This window comes from Ancylobacter sp. Lp-2 (assembly GCF_020523795.1).
Taxonomy (GTDB): Bacteria; Pseudomonadota; Alphaproteobacteria; order Rhizobiales; family Xanthobacteraceae; genus Ancylobacter.
On sequence record NZ_JAJALI010000010.1, the window covers coordinates 43668 to 62446 of the forward strand.

Genomic DNA, 18779 nt, shown 5'->3' on the forward strand with positions numbered 1-18779 from the left:
GCGGGACGCCCTTTCTCCAGTTCGGCGCCCCGCCCCCAGCCCTTCCCTCATATCCCCTGTCAACGCACCTCTCAGGAGCACGGTTATGACCGGCACCCTCGACGACGATGATGACGGCAATCCGCTTAACCATCCGGCCGTTTTGGTTGCTGCCATTGCTCGCATAAATGACGCGGAAGACGCCTATCGGCACCTGAATGCGAATGCCGTGCTTGAGTTGCCCTACTGCCGTAATCTCATCGCGTTGCTGGTGTGGTCGCTCCGCCGCGATGGCCACCAGCAGACCGTTTTCCAGGATTGGGAAACGAATTTTCTCATCGGTGAGATGATCAAGCGCGCCCTCCCGCATGGGCAGAAATTCGCCCGTCGGATCATGGCGGAAGTAGACGTCGCAGCGGAAGCGGTTACCGGAGCGGGTGGCGGCGAGTTGGCGCCGTCCGCCCTGGATCAGCACTTCAGCAACGTCGCGGCTCGGGAGTTGGCATTGCAGGCGGCGACCATCGGCTTTCTCGCCATCGCAAAGCACCTGATCGAGGCGGAAAACGAGACGCCCGCCGCCGCGTAACGAGACACGAAACGAGACGAGCCTAGCCCCCTCCCGTCATTCGGGGCCGACGGGGAGGGGCATTAGAGAGAGAACGACCGCTATGGCCCGCCCCTGTGCCTGCTGCATCCATATCCAACGACCTGCGATTGACGCGGCGCTGGTTGCCGGCACGCCTGTTCGCGCCATCGCTGCGCAGTTCGAGTTGACGCCAGCGGCTGTTCATCGCCACGCTCAACGGCACCTCACCGCCCAGCTACATGCCCACGCCCACGCGCACGCTGCTGCCCTGGCTCACGTCTCAGATTTGCAACCGGTTTCACCGAACCGTGCCTTTCGCCCCGCCGCATTCACGCGCCTTCTCCAGGTTGACGATGTGCCGCCATCTACGCCCGAAGCGTCGGAGAGCATCCCCGCCGCCCCGACCGCTCCCACCGCAACGCCCGCGCCGGCCCCTGAGCCTGCCGTTGGAGTGCCGTTAGACCCGTACGCCCTGGCCTGCGAACTTCGCGATAGCGCAATCTCCATTTTGCGACATGCCGCCGCCTCCGGTGACTCAAAGTTGGCTCTGGAAGCCAATCGCACCGCCACCGCAGTTCTCGACCGGCTCGCCAGACTCATGCCCGTCCAGTCGCCCGCTGGCGCCGCCCTGCCGCTCGCTACCTCGCAGGAATGGCTTGCGGTGCGCGCCGCCATTGTTGCCGCGTTGGGTCCCCATCCCGAGGCGAGGGACGCTGTGATTGCTGCGCTGGCGGAAATGGCGGGTGCCCCATGAGCTTAGCTGGCGATCTTTCCGACGCGATTGACCCCACCCGCTTGATGACCTCCGCAGGGCTCCAGCCGGACCCTTGGCAGGTTGAATTTCTGCGCTCTACCGCACCAAGATACCTATTGCTCTGCGCGCGGCAGGTAGGAAAATCGACCGTCACGGCCGCCTTGGCGAGTCATGTTGCGATCTACCATCCCAATAGCCTCGTGCTGACGTTGGCCCCCAGTATGCAGCAATCCTTTGAAATTTTTCGGAAAATCAATAGTTTCTATCACGAGGCGGAGACGCCCGAGCTAGATGCCCAGAGCGCGCGTCGCATCGAATTGCCGAATGGCTCCCGCATCATCAGCTTGTCGGGCAATGCTGTCACCGTTCGTGGTTTTTCCGCGCCCCGGCTGGTGATCGTTGACGAGGCCGCCTTTGCCGACGACGAACTGTTTGCCGCTGTAAGTCCGATGCTGGCCGGAGGCGGCAGGTTGATACTGTTGTCTTCGCCGAACGGCAAAGCCGGATTTTTCTATGAACAATGGGCGAACGGCGGGGCGGCATGGGCACGGACCCGTGTGACTGCGGAAATGTCGTCTCGCATCCCAGCCGAGTTCCTTGCCGTCGAACGCGCGACCAAGCCTGACCGCGACTTCCGGCGCGAATATCTGTGTGAGTTCGTCGACGTGGACGAGCAGTATTTCGGCTCCGATCTCCTCCTCCGCGCCTTCGAAAGCCCTGTGGAGCCGCTGTTCTCGCGTCCCTTCACATGGCGCGCGCCCGCTGAAAGGGTCGCTTAGATGCCAATCAAGATCGTTCGCACGCCCAATGATCCGCACCACTCCCGCGCGGTGGTCTACGTGTTTGACCCGGCCGACCGCCACAGGACTAATTCTCCCCGCCCGCAAGGTCGGATGTATCGCGATAAGGCAACAGGCCGGATGATGTTGCGCCCCGCTTCGCCCGTCTCCGAGCGGGATTTCTTCGTTGGGCTGGACCTTGCGCAGAGCAACGATTACACGGCAATTGCCATCGTCCGGCGCACAGAGAGCGGCCTTATCGTGCCCTTCCTAGCAAGGACGAGGGGGCGCCCGTACCCCGACATTGTTGCTTCTGTCGCTGATCTCATGAGCCGTCCCGAGCTTGCAGGCGCGAAGCTCATCATCGACGGAACAGGGGTCGGGAGGCCCGTCTTTGACCTTCTCCGCGCGGCTGACCTAGACCCGATATCCGTCACCATAACGGCTGGGGCGAAGGCGACAGGCGCCCGACGACGGTTTCGCGTACCAAAGCGCGACCTCGTCAGCGCGGTCCTCTTGGCGTTGCAGGCCGAAACTCTCACCATCGCGCCCAACATCGAACATGCCGACGATCTTCGGCAGGAGTTGGCGGACATGCGCGCCAAGATCACGCCCGCCGGCAATGAGACCTATGCCGCCCGCGAAGGCGCGCACGACGATTTGGTCATGGCCTTGGCCCTCGCCGTGTGGATGGCCGAACGCGCTGCCCGCTGATCCGTCCCGCCTCACCGTGCTTCTATAGAGAAACACATAATGACCACACAGAACCATACCACCACGATGACGGCGGTACCTGCCATTCGCTATCGCTCCCGCACGGGTCTGAGACATCTCGACACCGCACATCCGGCCGATGTTCTGTTTCCAGCATACGATGCACGCCATGACCGGGTGAAGGTCCGCGTCGCAGCACGGGTCCACCTCTCCCAACCTGAGCTCTGGGAGGACTATATTGGAGAGATTGCCCCGCCGGACCATGCTGGGCTCTTTGTGACCAGCGCCCCCCAGGCTGGCGCCGCCCAATTCAAATTGCGGGTGCGCGGAACCAAAGCCAATCCGCTGTGGCTAATCGCCGGAGGCGGGATTGTGAGATGGCGACAATCAGCTGGCTTCTTTGATATCGCGCTTGATCTCGACGTGAACCCGACCCGCTTCCTCGCTCATCAGCCGGATCCGTCTGTCACCGCTATCCATGAACGTGGTCCGCTCGACGCCTTCCGTGTGAACGTGTCAGCTGCCGCTGCCCTTCGCGCGATGACCCTGGACGCCAGCGACAACGTTCTCACAACGCTGGCACAACTCGGCGGTACGACCTTCACCCGCCGGGAGGCCCAATGGGATGCTGTCTTGGCGGCGCACTTCGACCAATTGAGCAATGCCCTCATTGAGACCCTGGCCCCGCCCCATATCGGCGCCGAACTAGAGATGACCCTTTCGGTCGCCCAGGCGGAGACCTATTGGGAGCTCTCGGTCCCGGATGCAGTGTCGACTATCGGCGCCTTATGCCAGTCGGTGAAGATGTCTGATGGGGCCGCGCGTCTGTCGCAGCGGGCGGATATCGGAGGCGAGGCCAACGCTCAGTGGATTAAGATGCCGCTCACTGACGATGCTGACCTCAAGTTCTACGCAAAGACCAGCGACCGTATCCGCGTGGAAATCACCCACCACGACCGCATAGCACAGTTTGCGGGCCGCAACGGGCGCCCCATGGGGGCTGGGGTCGCCGCCACCTTGCGTGCGCTGTCACGCGACGCAGCCAACCGCCTTCACCGTGTCTGGACCGCCATCATGAACCTTCATGCCCTTCAGGCCGACGCCGCTGACGTTTGTGATTTTATGTCGAAGCTCAATGCCGCCGTCCCCGAGCAAAATCGGCGCCTCATCCTGTCGCTTCTCGCCAATCATCGCGCCCTGACCGAAACCACTGTCGATGGCTTCGCGCCGGCATCGGTCTGCCGCGCACTCCGCCGTACCGGCGTACTGGTCCCAATCCATGCCCGCAATCGGGCGGCAGCGCGGTATGTGCTCACTCCGGCGTATTCCGCGATGTTCGACAGGCTGCTCGATCGGCGGGATGCGGTCAGACCGTTGATCAACTGAGGGATATTGCAACCGGTTGCACTGCGCTTCTGCAATTTCGAACGCCCTCGTACCCGATGACTGCCCAGCCGTTTGGATGGCTAATGCGGATTTTACAGAGACTTCCGCCTCCTGGTGACGGGCCGCCGCATTGATGGTGCTGTGATGAAAAGCTACGTTCGAAAATAAACTCCCGACTTTTCAGGCGCACATGGTTGACGTTGAGCATTTTATCTCCCGCTGGACCGTACGCGAAGGTGGTCAGGAACGGGCGAACTATGCCTTATTCCTTGCCGAGTTATGCCAGCTGATCGGCGTTGATCCGCCGGAGCCGGCTGGGCATTCGAGCGAACTGAATGCCTATGTCTTTGAGCGGGCTGTCACGTTCCGGGAGCCGGATGGCTCTACGGCGAAGGGGCGCATCGACCTCTATAAGCGCGGCTGTTTCGTGCTGGAGGCCAAGCAGAGCCGTCAGGGCGAGGGTCCGAAAGCTCCTGCTGGTGGCGAGCAGCAGGCGTTGTTCTCCGTCGAAGAGGCGCCTCAGGGACGGCGCGTGAGCCGTCGGTGGGATGTTCTTATGATGAACGCCCGCCGTCAGGCAGAGGACTATGCGAAAGCCCTGCCGGCTGCGGAGGGTTGGCCTCCCTTCCTGATCGTCTGCGATGTCGGCAACTGCTTCGAGCTCTATGCGGACTTCTCCGGGCAGGGGAAGAACTACGCACAGTTCCCGGACCGGCAGGGCTTCCGCGTCTTCCTGCAGGACCTTCGCTCGCAGGAGGTGCGCGAGCGGCTGAAGAAGGTCTGGACCGACCCGCATAACCTCGACCCGACGAAGCGTGCCGCCAAAGTCACGCGTGACATAGCCGAGCGACTTGCCAAGGTGTCTAAGTTCCTTGAAGAGCAGCGTGGGACGGACGGCAAGCCACTCTACAAGCGCGAGGCCATCGCCTCCTTCCTCATGCGCTGCCTGTTCACGATGTTTGCGGAAGATGTGGAGCTGATCCCGAAGGAGAGCTTCAAGCGCGTGCTCGACCGCTGCCGGACTAGCCCGGAGTTGTTGCCGCAACTGGTCGGACAGCTCTGGGAGGCGATGGACACCGGTGCCTTCGCCTTCGCAATCGAGGCCAAGGTAAAGCGCTTCAACGGCTACCTATTCAAGGACCGCACGGTGTTGCCGCTGCCGCGCGAAGAGATTGGCGAACTGTTCGAGGCCGCGAAAGCAAACTGGCGAGAGGTCGAGCCGGCTATCTTCGGCACGCTGCTGGAGCAGGCGTTGGACCCGTCAGAGAGGCGTAAACTCGGGGCGCACTACACCCCACGCGCCTACGTCGAGCGGCTGGTGATTGCCACTGTTATTGAGCCACTGCGGGCGGAATGGGACCTCGTGCGGGCGACGGCAGAACGTTTGAGCAGCGAGGGAAATCCTGCTGCGGCCTTGGCGGAGGTCACGAAGTTCCATGCGCAGCTCTGTACCGTGCGCGTGCTGGATCCCGCCTGCGGCACCGGCAACTTCCTCTATGTATCGCTGGAACTGATGAAGCGGCTGGAAGGCGAGGTGCTGGAGGCGGTGGCGGACCTCGGAGGCCAGGAGGCGCTTGGCCTTGACCGCCATACCATCGACCCGCACCAGTTCCTCGGCATGGAGTTGAACCCGCACGCCGCCGCCATTGCTGAACTGGTGGTGTGGATCGGTTTCTTGCAATGGTTCTTCCGCACGCAGGGCGGCCAGCCGACAGAGCCTATTCTCCGCGACTTCAAGACCATCAAAGCGATGGACGCGGTGCTGCTGCACGACGGGAGCGAGCCGGCAGTGGACGCGTCAGGCCAGCCGGTGATGCAGACGGATGCCGAAGGCCGCCGGGTGCCGGTGCTGAGCTTCCGCAACCCGCGCCTGCCGCAATGGCCGGAAGCCGAGTACATTGTGGGCAATCCGCCCTTCATCGGAGCCAAATTCATGCGGGGATATCTTGGCGACGGCTACGCCAAGGCGCTGTGGGCGGCGCACCCGCACATGAACGAGAGCGCCGACTTCGTGATGTACTGGTGGGACCGGGCGGCCGACCTGCTGACCCGGCGGGGGACGAAGCTGCGGCGCTTCGGCTTCGTTACCACCAACTCGATTACGCAGGAATTTTCCCGCCGCGTCATGGAGGCACGGATGAAGGCAAAGAAGCCGATTTCCCTGCTGATGGCGATACCGGACCACCCATGGACCAAGGTGACGAAGGATGCAGCGGCGGTGCGCATCGCCATGACCGTGGCGGCAGCCGGGAAGCAAGGCGGCGTGCTGCGGGAGGTCGTGCGGGAAGACAGCTTGAATACCGACGCACCTGCGATTGAGCTGACCGATCACAACGGAGATATAAACACAGATTTGACCGTAGGAGTCGACCTAACATCGGTCTCTGCCTTGAAATCTAATAAGTTCGTGTGCTCTCCGGGAGTTAAATTGCACGGAGATGGATTCATTGTACATGAAGAGTTGATTGATCAATTGGGGCTTAATGCGGTTGTAGATATAAATTATTTGAAAGAATACAGAAACGGAAGAGACATAGTTGGAACTCGCAGAGGTGTGAAAGTTATTGATCTCTTTGGGTTGGATGAGGAAGAAGCAAGACGTCGAGTCCCTCGAATTTACCAGCATCTCATGGCAACGGTCAAAGTTGACCGACAAGCGCAGTTACAAAGGGTTCGCACGGCTGACTCGGAGGAGTATCTACGCCGCTGGTGGATTTTCGGGAAGCCGAGGCAAGAACTTCGTTCAGCTCTACGAGAATTGAGAAGATACATTGTTACCCCTGTAACGACTAAGCACCGAGTATATCAATTCCTGGATACAAATGTCGTTCCGGATGATGCACTGATGAGTATTGCTATCGAGGACGCTTTTATATTAGGGGTAATGTCGTCGGCCGTATGCGTAAGGTGGACGATGAGCGCTGGAAGTACGCTTGAAGACCGTCCTCGATTTATCAAGGCAAGTTGCTTCGACCCCTTCCCCTTTCCCGACGCGTCCGAGCCGCTGAAGGCCGAAATCCGCGCCGTTGCCGAGGAACTCGATGCCTTCCGCAAGGCCCGACAGACGGAACATCCGCGCCTCACCCTGACCCAGATGTACAATGTGCTGGAAAAGCTGAAGGCCAGTGCGCCGCTAGACAAGGAGGATATCCGCATTGGCGACGAAGGGCTGGTGCTGATCCTCAAGGAACTACACGGCAAAATCGACGCGCTGGTGTTCGACGCCTATGGCTGGCCGCGCGGCCTCTCCGACGAGGATATCATCGCCCGTCTGGTGGCGCTCAACAAGGAAAGGGCCGAGGAGGAGGCGCGTGGCCTGATCCGCTGGCTGCGGCCGGACTACCAGAAGGCCCGCGCCGGCATTATCGCCACCGTAAAGCCCACCGAGGAGCAGGGCAACATGGCGCTCGTGGTCGAGGCCGCCAAGGAGCAGAAGCCGCCGTTCCCGGCGGGCGAAGTAGAACGCACCGCAGCCATCATGGCAGCGCTCGCCAACGCCTCCGGCCTAGTGAGTGCTGCGTCTATTGCCGCCGGCTTCCGCCAAGGTAAGCGAGCGGAACCGCAGGTGCTGGCCACGCTCGCCTCCCTCGCCCGCATGGGCTTCGCCAGCAGCCGCGATGGACAGAGCTTTATGCTGCGGCGGGTAGCCTGAACGATGTGCGAGCTTTATCGCGGCATTCACCTGCAATGTTGATCCCGACGCAGTGAAGGTAAATGCGTCTTGCCAGAGCGGCTAGCCTCGAAAGATGGTCCAACTGGTTGCACCATGCTGCCTTCGTGGCGCCTCGATGGTCCACCGCTCTCCGGTTCCAATAGACCAAGCCCCAGCGGAACACTCCGTCCTGGAACATCACCCTGCCGATGCATGTTCCAATAAAGTCAATTTGACATTTTGGAACGCGCCTCATACGATGTCTAAGACTTCAATGGAACAGATTGATCGGAACACCCCGCCATGTCGCTCCTGATCGGCTACGCCCGCACCTCCACCTTAGAACAGGAAGCGGGTCTGGACGCCCAGCTTCGCGACCTCAGTGCAACTGGTTGCAAAAAGGTGTTCTCAGAGCGTGTTTCCTCTGTCGCCCACCGCGACCAGCTTGACGCCGCACTCGACTATCTCAGGGACGGGGACACGCTTGTCGTCAGCAAGCTCGACCGCCTCGCCCGCTCTGTTCGCGATCTGGTCGCGATCATCGACCGTATCGAGGCGAAAGGCGCCGCCCTCCGCATTCTGGCGATGCAACTCGACACCTCGACACCCACCGGCAAGCTCATGCTCAACGTCTTGGGGTCCGTCGCCCAATTCGAGCGCGAGCTGATGCTGGAACGCCAGCGCGAAGGCATCGCGAAGGCTCAGATTGAGGGGAGGTACAAGGGCCGCACCCCTAGCGCCCGCAATCGGGCGGATGAAGTGCGCGCCCTGTTGGCCGAGGGCATCGGCCCCGTCGAAATCTCCAAGCGGCTCGGCATCGGCCGCACCTCTGTCCACCGCATCATGAAGGGCGACGTCGCGTGATCCAGGACGGCCGACGCACTTCATCTGGCGTGGAAAAAGCGGGGGCCTTCGGTAAGTCAAAACCCTAAACGAGTTCGGTCTCACCTTTACGTGAGCTAACCTCCATTCACTTGCCGAACAAGTTTCAGTGACGAACAGTCGGCCTGCTCACCTCGCGCTCGTGGTCACGCATTTCATCTTCGATTTGCGCGACTAGTTTATCTAATTGATTTTCTTCATAAATTTCTGGGTTATTCGGTGCCTTCTCAAGTATTGCAATGGCGGTCCGATACGCCGGGGCTAAGGTGGGATTTGTCGGTGCACCCACAATAAAGTGCGGCTTGAAATGCTCGGCCTTGCCACCTGCGACCACCGCAGATAGATGTCCCAGCCATTCCCGCGCCTTCCCTTTGATCCCATCAGCATCCGCCAAGTCGAAAGACAGCGGCTCGTAAACATGCCACTGACCATTCTTCCAAGCATGCTTGAAAACAATCTCGTCGAGCCCTCCTTGGATTGATTTTTCCTGAAGGCATTGAGCAATGTTTCTTTCTTCAAGCTGCTGACGCACTGGACGCCACACATCTTCATCAGTCTTTCGGTGACGAGTATGAGCGTCGTAGCGCGTGACAAATCTCTGAAACAAACGTTCTAACGTTTCTTCGGGAGAGCCGGTCAAACCTGTGCCGCACGGCGACCATTGGAGGGAACTATCGTCAGGAGGCAAAGCCTGTCGCGCGACAGCTGCAGCATCCCCCTTTGTTCGAAAGAGACCAGCGTCCTTCTCTCGACTGGCCATGTGGTCCAGCCCTCGCCGCACCGCCTTCATCGACGACACGAACGCTACCCTGTCAATGTCGGGAAATGCTCCCTTCAAGCGGCCGATCGTAGTGCGCATCTTGAAGCAGAGTTGGCCCGTCGCGGGCACGAACAGAACGACCCCAACGTTGACAAACTCACCCGTTAGCACGTCATGGACGTACCTTAGCAGCGTGTAGCTGTATGCCACCTTATCGATCATGATAGCACCCGCTTCACTTCCTCCAAGACCGCGTCAATGTTGTCTCGCGCGTCTCTGATCAGTTTCATCGCGCTCGCCGCCGAGTGGCCGACATCCGGCCACTCCGTTGGGAGCGCAGCCTCATAGTCTGCCACCTTGGCATCCGACAAGCCTTGCCAAGCATCCCGTATCAACCCGTAGTCTATGACGCGGCCTCGCAGCCGCTCCCTAAAAATATGATAACCGGGACTTTCGAGGTGCTTAAGGCCATCCTGCATCCAAGGCGGTTTCCATCCCAGCACAAGCTCATGAGAGAACGTTAGCTCATGATCAATGATGCGCAGTTCGTCCCCTCGGACAAGGCAGTTCGGATTAGCAGCTCTCCGGTCGGGGTTCTGCGTGATCGCGTCGAAAACGAATATGCCAGCTGCGGCAGGCAGCATTAAGTCCGAAACGAGGTTTCCCGAGCTCCAAGTGGCGAATTGACCCGTCATGACGCGTGATCCGAAGGCCACATCGGAACTGGCGTCAATTTGGGCGCGTCGGGCCTCATCCGGTACGGTAGCCGCCCACTCCCCAGACACCTCCACCAAATAAGGCTCAGGAACAGGGAGGCCGAGATCCCCAGCAAGACAACAAGCGATAACCTCTCTTGCGAGGTTGATGTTTCCCTGGTCGCAGCAACCAGAAAATTTTACCACTACTTCAATAATGGAACCATCGCTAAGCTCACAAGTTACGAATAGGGGATTTGTACGCCCCTGCGTAGCAGCTTTATCATACTGTATTGGACAGGCGCGCTTTAACACGTTTATGGCCCGTTATCGATTAACTCAATACTTCCGCTTCGGTTAGTCCGCCCACCGACAGAAACATCCGACTCGGGAAAGTCTATAATTGATACGCTCTGGGCGAACGGTTGAGCAATCGCATTGCAACGTCAGGTGGGTGACAGTTTGACGCCTTTATAGGTAACCTTCGCCAAGGCGTCGGCGAGGCGGAGCCCAGTACCGTGAATTAGAACACCACCGTCTGTAGAGACGGGGGATAGGATTGCAACCGGTTGCACGGATTGGGCCATCTCCCCGTTGCCGTCTGTGCAGCCGGTTGCGCCTAGATCGGCTTCAGGTGCGAAAGGTCAACGCCCTCGAATTTGACCCGCGCCATGACCTCGGCGAGCGTCTTCGGACGCGTGCCCTGTCCGTACCTCTCCTCGACGCCGCCTGACCTCGCCCAGCCGCCCAGCGCCCGCGTAGCGTCAATGGGCGAGCCCGCCTCGCGCAAGGCATCTCGGAACCCATGCCTGAACGAATGAAACGAGGTGCCCGGCGCGTTCACCCCGAGTGTCGTCTTCGACCAATATGCAAACCGCTTTTGGAACACGTCCGCAATCTGGTCCTGGCCCTCGCCGGGTAGATCGGGAAACAGACCCTCGGCCCCCTTCGCCTTCATGGCCTCGGCGTGCCGCAGGATGCCGAGCCGGATCAACTCAGGATGAACGGGTACCACACGTTCGGCGCCCGGCGTCTTCAGGCGTCGATCAACCTCACGCCGCAGGACGAAACACTTCACCCCGTCCTTCTCCGCCACGTCGGCGACTTTCAAGGTCACGATCTCGCCGAGGCGCATGCCAGAAAATAGCCCGATCAGCGGCACCCAATAGCGCCCGCCCTTGCCACCGCTCCAAGCGGGGAGAGCGCGGAAAATCGTACTCAATTCCTCGACGCTGAATGGCCTCCGGCCTTGCTCGCTAGCACTCTTGGCCGGCGCCATGCGCACGGCGGGATTAGCGGTGACGATGCCCTTCGTGATGCACCAGTTAAAGAAGCTCGACAAAGTGTGCGTGTAGACCCGGAGCGTGCCGACCGCCATGCGCGTGGCGCCATCCTTCGCCGCTTGCTCCGCCACCGCCTTGAGCGTCTTCAGCCGGGCATATTTTTTCATCTTTCCGAAATTGGGAGGAAGGCCGGCGAGGAGTTCCTGTGTCGCAGCACAATCCGGCCGCGTAATCGAGGCGACAGGCCGCGCCTCGCCGACCACCTCTTTCAGGGCGCGGAACATGAGCACAAACTTCATCCCGGCGCTCTCAGTCAGGTGTGACCGCGTCGGGTCGTTCTCGAAACGCTTGATCGCCTCGCCGAGCGTGGTTCCCTGCAGGCCCTGCGCAGGGGGAGGGGCGAACGATGCCACGCCCGCGAACACGGGATCATGCGCCTTATCCCCGTGCCCGCCGTCTACACGATCGAGAGCGCGCATCCGGCCCTCGACCTCGCTACGGCGGACCAACTCTTGAAGGTGGAGAAATTCCGGCGAGAGCGTGAACGACTGCCCGGCGAGCGGGAGCCCGTTGGCGCCCTTGATCGGCTCCGGCACGGCGATGTTAAGCTTGTGGTCGCGGATGATCGCCACGGTGCGGGCGAACAACGCGGCGCGGGCATTGTCGTCGCTCGCTCGATATGCCGCGATCGTGGTTTCCAGTGCGTCGATCCAGTCCTCCGCCTCGACGCCCTGGGGCACGGGTGGCATGACAGAGGCGGCGCGCTGGTCCTGCCATAGCTCGACGGCGACCGCCGCTTTCATTTCGCCTTCGGTCGGGCCGAGCTTCTTCGGCATCTCGAAAGCGGAGCCGGTCGCCAGCGCCCGGCGCGCCTCCGCGAACAGGTTATCGACCGTCGCCCCCGCCTTGCGCGCCTCGACCACCGCTTTCCGGTACTCCGTTGTGTCGAGAGATATCCACAGCTCGCGCCGACCGATGACGACTCGCAACTCATCCGGCACCCGCCGCCGGTACGTGTAAGCCGACCCTCTGCGGACCAGACCGGAGACCTGTACCACCTCTTTCGCTCCTCTTGTGTAGCGAGTTTGTGTAGCAGTCACCCGTTCTAGGTCTTTGATTTTCTGAGACTTTCTCACCGATCAACCACTTAGGTTGTGGATGGTGGGCCCGGCAGGACTCGAACCTGCAACCAGACCGTTATGAGCGGCCGGCTCTAACCATTGAGCTACAGGCCCGCCGCAGAGGGCGAGGGCCGCTCCGGCGGAAGCGCGCGAACGCTAGCAAATACCCATCGCGACGCCAACACTTGGGTATCGCGCCGGCGAGCGCCGTCCACCGCCGTATTGCCGCCACCCGGAGGTGATTTGCCTCGCATGCCGCTACGTCGGCGCGACACCATCCTGTTCTCCGGGGAATGCGCAACATGAAACTCGTCCAGGCAGCTCCCGCCGCCGCCCTTGCCGCCCTCGTCTCCGCCAGCCTCTTCGCCGGCCTGTCGCCGCTGTCGGCGCAGGAGCTCTCCGCCGCCCCCCGGCGTCCGACCCTCACCGTCACCGGCGAAGGACACGCCGCCGCCGCGCCCGACATGGCCCGCTTCTCCACCGGCGTGATCAGCGACGGCAAGACCGCGCGCGAGGCGCTCGACGCCAACAGTAAGGCAGTCGCCGATATGATCGCAGCGCTCAAGGATTCCGGCGTCGAAGCGCGCGACATCGCTACCTCCGGCTTCTCCGTGCAGCCGCAATACGCGCCGCCGAAGAAGGATTCCACCGAGCCGCCGCGTGTGGTCGCCTATCAGGTGCAGAACAACGTCTCGGTGCGGCTGCGCGATCTCGGCCGTCTCGGCGATCTGCTCGACAAGATGGTGACGTCGGGCGCCAACCAGATCGGCGGCATCTCCTTCGACATCGCCGAGCCGGCCAAGCTGGAAGACAAGGCGCGCGTCGCGGCGGTGGAGGATGCCCGCCACCAGGCCGAGCTGATCGCCCAGGCGAGCGGGGTGCGGCTGGTGCGCATTCTCACCGTCACTGGCAATGGCGGGGTGCGGCCGATGGGGCGGGCCATGGCGGCGCCGATGCTGATGAAGGCGGATTCCGTGCCGGTCGAGGCCGGGGAAGCCGAGGTCCAGGCCAGCGTCTCGGTGACCTACGAGATCGAGCCGCGCTGAGACGCGGCGTCCGGCACCAGCAGTTCGAGCGCCTGCGGCACCACGCGATAGTGCAGCGGCAGGCGCTCGCGGCTCAGTTCGCCGTCGGTCGAGACCCAGCTGCGCTTGCGCCCGCCGCGGCTGATCAGGATGTCCCGCCCGGCGAGGCTGACGATGCCGGGATTGCCGCGCCAGCTATCCGTCACCAGATCGGCGCCGGCCTTCAGCTTGGCGAGCGCGCCGCGATCCTCGACGATGTGGACTTCCAGCAGGCCCTCGTCGAGCCGTCCGCGCCGCCAGCCCGGCCCGGTGAAGCGGTTGACGGTGACAAGGGCCGAGACGGCCGAGAAATGCCGCCTCTGGCCGTCCACCTCGACGTCGAGATGGATGCGCCCGGTGCGCCGCAGGGCGAGAAAGGCGGCGATCGGCACGGCGAAGAAGCGGCCGAGCCCCCAGCGGCGGGCGGTTTCGCGCGCTCGCGCCATCTGGCTGAAGAAGCCGAAGCCGGAAATGGTGTGGAACCGCCGACCGTTCAGCGTGCCCATGTCGACGCGCAACGGCCGGGCGGTGTCGAGCGCGTCGAGCGCGGCGCCGATGTCGGTCGGCATGCCGATGTCATGCGCCAGCAGGTTCATGGTGCCCAGCGGCAGAATGCCGAGCGCCTTGCCGGAATTCTCGTGGCAGCGCGCCGCCAGACTGACGCTGCCGTCACCGCCGCCGACGATCACCGTGTCATGCGGCCCGCGCCCGCTGACACGGATGGCGCGCAGCAAGTCCTCGCCGGTGAGAAGTTGCACCTCCACCTTGCGGCCGTCGCGGGAGAGCCGGTCGGCCACCTCGCGGCGCACCGCCTCGCCGTCGCGTTGCTGCAGGGTTCCTGCCTTTGCGTTCAGCAGGACGAGGACATGGCGCATGGTTCGGCTCGGAATGAAACGGGGCAGGGCGGGCGACACGACAATGCAGGGCAATGTGACGGAGGCAATACGGCGGGCGGAAGGGGAGAGAGGCGGCAGGCGGAACGGCAACGACGGCACGGCGGCTAGGTTCCCCTGGTCGAGCCGGCGATCGACGGCGGAGGATCGGCGAGGCGTTCAGACGTCGGGCTCGACGCGGATGAGAGAGACCGAATAGGCTGCGACCATGGCAAGACGGGGAGCCGCCGGCAATGGCGCAGATCAACAGGCCGTCCATGGTGCGTCTGCGGGCGGGATTGCTGGTGCTGATGGCGCTTGCCTATCTGTCCTTCGTCGTCGGTCGCTGGATGGCGACGCTGTTCTCGCTGGGGATCCTGTGGGCGATGGCGATCGGCATCCTGGTGGCGCTGCTGGTGGCACTGGCCGCCAGCCGGCTCGACCGTACCGCCTATCTGATCATCGCTACGCTGGTGGCGCTGTTCGGCGCCTTCACCGCCTATGATTTCGCCCGTGGCCCGATCGATTTCTCGCAGGGCACCGCGACCGTGCTCGCCCTCGCCGCCGGCCTGCTACTGGCCGCCGCCTTCTGGGACTTTGCCAATCTGCTGCGCGAGTTCCGCGCCTGGGCTGAAAGCCGGCGCTGACCTCGCCGCTATTTGCCGCGGCGGAGCAGCGCGCGGATCGCCCGCGGTAGCCGGGAGCGGGCCTTCGTGGGAACCGCCGATGTTCCGGCACTTTGCCGGATAATAGCTTCGTGGGCGAGGCGCTTGCGCTCCTCGATCCGCCGGGCTTCGGCGAAGGCGGTCCGCGCGGCGTCGGGGTCCGCCACGCCGCCCACCCCTTCGGCAAGGGCGGAGGCATAGGCTCGCTGGTCCTGCGCGGCGCCGCTTTCGCAGGCCCGCCGCAGCGCCAGCAGCGCGAGGGGGCCGATCGCCGGGTTCGGGCTGGCGCGCAGGCCCTCGCCGGCGAGCCGGCAGAAAGCCGGAACCGCGCCCTCGAGGCTCTTGCGCATCCAGGCGAGCCCCTCCTCCTGCCTGCCGGCCGACAGCAGCAAGCGGCCATAGTCGAACTGGCCGCGATAGTCGCCGCCCTCGGCGCCGCGCCGATACCAGCGCCGCGCCGCCGCTGGTCGCGCCGGTCGGTCCCAGCCGTTTTCCAGATAGCGACCGACCATGGTGGCGGCCTTAAAGTGGCCGGTGCGGGCGGCGCGGACATAAAGGCCCAGCGCCTCCCGGCGGTCGGACGCCACGCCGTTGCCGGCCAGCAGCAGGCCGGCGAGATTGAAACGCGCCCAGGCGTCGCCCGCCTGCGCCGCCTGACGATAGAACTCGGCCGCCCGTGCCGGCGCGGCGGGGGTGCCCCAGCCATGCTCGTGGCAGCGCCCCACTATGTTGAGGCCTTCGGCGCTGCCGGCCTGCGCGGCGATGGAGAACCAGCGCAACGCGGCCTCGGCATCCCCAGCCGTGCCGGTGCCGTCCAGCAGCATGCGCCCCCAGGCGAGCTGGGCGTTGACGAGGCCGTTGAGGGCTCCGGCGCGCACCCAATGGGCAGCGGCCTCCGGCCCCTCGGCGATGCGCAGCTTCAGTTCGTCGACGCCCATGCGTTTCAGCGTCGCAAGGGAAATCCATTCATCGGCCATGCATTGTCACGATCTTGTAAATCATCGTCCATGTGTCGTTGCGGCAACATAGACGTTGGAGCGGCTAGATTGAGACGGAAATAGGGCAATCGATCGTGCAATGGCAAGGAGTTGCGTTTTGATTCAATTTTTAACAATTAAAAACAAAGTCCATCCTGGCATTCCAGATGACTTCGACTTTTGAATCTCTAAAAAACATAGTGTTTGAACTGGCTTAGACTCTTCCTTTATCCGACCTGATGTTGGACGTGCTCACAGGGGTTGGACGAATGACGAAGATGAAGACGCTTAGGCCCTCGGTATCCGGGGCTGCCTTGACCACCGGCTTGGCAATGACCATGTCGGCGATCCCGCTGCTGGGCGCGCAGGCCCAGCAGGCTACGTCGACGCCGAACGCAACGGAAGAACTGCCCACCGTCACCGTCGAGGGCGACAACGCGCCGGCGAACGCGCTGGAGGGCTCTACCGGCCTCTCGCGCATGCCGGGCACGATCCAGGACACGCCGCAGACCATCACCGTCATCTCTCAGGAGACGATGCAGCAGCAGGGCGTCACCACGCTCGAACAGGCGCTGCGCAACGTTCCCGGCGTCACCGCCTCGTCCGGCGAGGGCAATGGCGGCATGAATGGCGACCAGTTCCGCATTCGCGGCTTCCAGGCCAATGGCGACATCTATGTCGACGGCCTGCGTGATTTCGGCTCCTACACCCGTGACAGCTTTGCCTTCGAATCCGTCGAGGTGTTCAAGGGCTCGTCGTCCGAGAATTTCGGCATGGGCACGACCGGCGGCGCGATCAACATCACCCAGAAGCAGGCACATCTGGGCGACAAGTACGATTTCGAGGGGCAGATCGGCAACGGCCCGCTCTACCGCGTCGTCGGCGACGTCAACAAGCAGATCGACGACACCACCGCCGTGCGTTTCGTCGGCATGTATACCGAGCAGGATCTTGTCGACCGCGACTACGTGTACAAGGACCGCTACGGCTTCCTCGGTGCGGTCGGCTTCGGTCTCGGCACCGACCAGACCCTGCACCTGAATATCTTCTACCAGGACGGCGACGGCCAGACCGACATGGGTGTGCCGTTCGCCACCCGCAGCACCGGCGTTTCCCTGCCGGTGACGGAGTATCCCGGCGTGTCGCGCTCCAACTACTATGGCAAGGAGACCGACAAGGATAATTACGACGTCACCATGTTCACCGCGAAGTATCGCAACGAGGTGAACGAGTGGCTGACCGTCACCAATGACAGCCGGCTAGCTTATTACAACCGCTACTATACTCAGTCGGCGGCGTCCTGTGCGGCTGCGACCTGTGGCATGTCGGTGATCAACGGCAATGCGAATGTGCCGTATGCCCTCGGTGGCCCGGCGGGCTTCGATCAGGATACCTATGGCGGCCAGAACATCACCACCGCCATCGCCGATGTCACGATCGGAGGGTTCCGGAACCAATTCGTGGCCGGCGTCGACTTCTATTTCCAGAACGACTCCCGCAGTTACCTGACCAATTCCGGGGCGAAGACCGTCGGCACGGTCGCCGATCCGTCTTTCTACAATCCAGACAGCTTCTATGTTTACGACAGCGGCCTGAATCTGCGCCGCTCCCAGGCAACCAATTCGGCGATCTTCGCCTCGGACCGCTTCTGGTTCGTCGATACGCTGTCGTTGCTCGCCGGTGGCCGTTTCGACAACTACAACATCGATTACGAGACCACGAGCACAGGTGGTCGGGCGCCTTCGGCTAATGTTCCCGGTTGGTCGGATTACGATTCGCACTCCAGCTTCTTCAGCCCGAGCCTCTCGCTGATCTGGGAGCCGACCAAGGAGCAGACCTACTACGTGTCCTGGGGCAAATCCTACACGCCGCCGGGCGGCAATGTCGCGGTTACCCCGAACCCGCTGAGCAGCACGTCTGCCACCGAGCCGGAATCGAACGAGACCACGGAGATCGGTGCCAAGCTCTCGCTGCTTGACGGCAAGATCGGCCTGACCGGTGCGCTATTCCGCACAATCAAGGGTAATGCGTACTACGATCTCGGCAATGGACTTTACCAGCCGACCGGTGACCGGCAGCGCGTGCAGGGTGTCGAACTCGGCGCGACCGGAAACTTGACGGATGCCTGGACGATACAGGCGGCTTACACTTATCTCGATAGCGAGGTCACCTATTCCCCTCCTGCAACGGCCGCGACCATCGGCAACGAGGTGAACTACGCTCCGCGTAATTCGGCCTCGATCTGGACCACTTACGACGTCGCCAAGCACTGGCTGACCTCGATCCCCGGCGAACTGCTGGTCGGCGGTGGCATCACCTATTCCGATGGCTACTACACCAATACCGCCAACACCTCCTGGATCCCGGAGACCTTCTCGCTCGACGCGCTGATCTCCTACAAGCAGGGCAACTACCGCTTCGCGGTCAACGGTTACAACCTGACCGACGAACTCAATTACGTGGCAGGCTTCAACAACCGCGCTGTGGTGGGTACCGGCCGTGCCGTCGTGTTCACTGTGGGCGCCACCTTCTAAGGGTGGGTCTTCCCTGACCTCTTCACTCGGCTGACGCTCCCATCGGAGTGTCCGCCACTTTCGGCCCCGCTTGCGG

General features: G+C 62.5%; 14 protein-coding genes and 1 tRNA gene. 9 read left to right on the top strand and 6 right to left on the bottom strand.

Features of this window, described 5'->3' with window-relative positions; genetic code table 11:
• The first annotated feature begins 85 nt into the window (after positions 1–85).
• From LGR54_RS20760 to LGR54_RS20785, 6 genes are all read left to right on the top strand, one after another.
• Positions 86–565, top strand: coding sequence for a hypothetical protein (locus LGR54_RS20760; protein WP_230363876.1), 480 nt, complete (start codon positions 86–88; stop codon positions 563–565).
• Positions 566–1315: 750 nt separating this feature from the next.
• The gene (locus LGR54_RS20765) at positions 1316–2098 is read left to right on the top strand and encodes a terminase large subunit domain-containing protein (protein ID WP_230363877.1); all 783 of its coding nucleotides are present in this window, start codon (positions 1316–1318) and stop codon (positions 2096–2098) included.
• Entirely contained in the window at positions 2099–2812 is a 714-nt protein-coding gene (locus LGR54_RS20770; protein ID WP_230363878.1) for a hypothetical protein, read from the top strand.
• Between the two features lie 39 nt (positions 2813–2851).
• On the top strand, positions 2852–4198 hold the full coding sequence (locus LGR54_RS20775) for a hypothetical protein (RefSeq protein WP_230363879.1): 1347 nt from the start codon (positions 2852–2854) through the stop codon (positions 4196–4198).
• A 190-nt stretch (positions 4199–4388) separates the two neighbouring features.
• Positions 4389–7850, top strand: coding sequence for a DNA methyltransferase (locus LGR54_RS20780; RefSeq protein WP_230363880.1), 3462 nt, complete (start codon positions 4389–4391; stop codon positions 7848–7850).
• 303 nt (positions 7851–8153) lie between these two features.
• Complete coding sequence (locus LGR54_RS20785; RefSeq protein ID WP_230363881.1) at positions 8154–8714, top strand: recombinase family protein; 561 nt, start codon at positions 8154–8156, stop codon at positions 8712–8714.
• A gap of 124 nt (positions 8715–8838) precedes the next feature.
• Here the strand turns inward: LGR54_RS20785 and LGR54_RS20790 are convergent, their stop codons facing one another.
• The 4 genes from LGR54_RS20790 to LGR54_RS20805 all read right to left on the bottom strand — a co-directional run bounded on the left by LGR54_RS20790 (position 8839) and on the right by LGR54_RS20805 (position 12705).
• Positions 8839–9714: a DUF3037 domain-containing protein gene (locus LGR54_RS20790; protein WP_230363882.1), complete on the bottom strand. Its 876-nt coding sequence runs from the start codon at positions 9712–9714 to the stop codon at positions 8839–8841.
• The gene (locus LGR54_RS26110) at positions 9711–10502 is read right to left on the bottom strand and encodes a HipA family kinase (RefSeq protein WP_370638250.1); all 792 of its coding nucleotides are present in this window, start codon (positions 10500–10502) and stop codon (positions 9711–9713) included. Before LGR54_RS26110 ends, LGR54_RS20790 begins: the two co-directional genes overlap by 4 nt.
• 304 nt (positions 10503–10806) lie before the next feature.
• Positions 10807–12528 carry a site-specific integrase gene (locus LGR54_RS26115; RefSeq protein ID WP_230363884.1) on the bottom strand — a complete coding sequence of 574 codons (1722 nt, stop codon included), beginning with the start codon at positions 12526–12528 and terminating at the stop codon, positions 10807–10809.
• A gap of 101 nt (positions 12529–12629) precedes the next feature.
• Positions 12630–12705, bottom strand: a tRNA-Ile gene (locus LGR54_RS20805).
• Between the two features lie 188 nt (positions 12706–12893).
• On the opposite strand from LGR54_RS20805, the gene LGR54_RS20810 reads away from it, so the two are divergent.
• Positions 12894–13637 carry an SIMPL domain-containing protein gene (locus LGR54_RS20810; RefSeq protein WP_230363885.1) on the top strand — a complete coding sequence of 248 codons (744 nt, stop codon included), beginning with the start codon at positions 12894–12896 and terminating at the stop codon, positions 13635–13637.
• On the opposite strand, the gene LGR54_RS20815 is transcribed toward LGR54_RS20810, so the two are convergent.
• On the bottom strand, positions 13616–14530 hold the full coding sequence (locus LGR54_RS20815) for a diacylglycerol kinase family protein (protein WP_230363886.1): 915 nt from the start codon (positions 14528–14530) through the stop codon (positions 13616–13618). The two genes, LGR54_RS20810 and LGR54_RS20815, sit on opposite strands and share 22 nt — an antisense overlap.
• A 251-nt stretch (positions 14531–14781) precedes the next feature.
• On the opposite strand from LGR54_RS20815, the gene LGR54_RS20820 reads away from it, so the two are divergent.
• Entirely contained in the window at positions 14782–15174 is a 393-nt protein-coding gene (locus tag LGR54_RS20820; protein WP_230363887.1) for a hypothetical protein, read from the top strand.
• Positions 15175–15182: 8 nt separating this feature from the next.
• On the opposite strand, the gene LGR54_RS20825 is transcribed toward LGR54_RS20820, so the two are convergent.
• Positions 15183–16169: a tetratricopeptide repeat protein gene (locus LGR54_RS20825; RefSeq protein WP_230363888.1), complete on the bottom strand. Its 987-nt coding sequence runs from the start codon at positions 16167–16169 to the stop codon at positions 15183–15185.
• 338 nt (positions 16170–16507) lie between these two features.
• On the opposite strand from LGR54_RS20825, the gene LGR54_RS20830 reads away from it, so the two are divergent.
• Positions 16508–18703, top strand: a complete 2196-nt coding sequence (locus tag LGR54_RS20830; protein ID WP_230363889.1) for a TonB-dependent siderophore receptor — start codon at positions 16508–16510, stop codon at positions 18701–18703.
• Positions 18704–18779 lie beyond the last annotated feature (76 nt).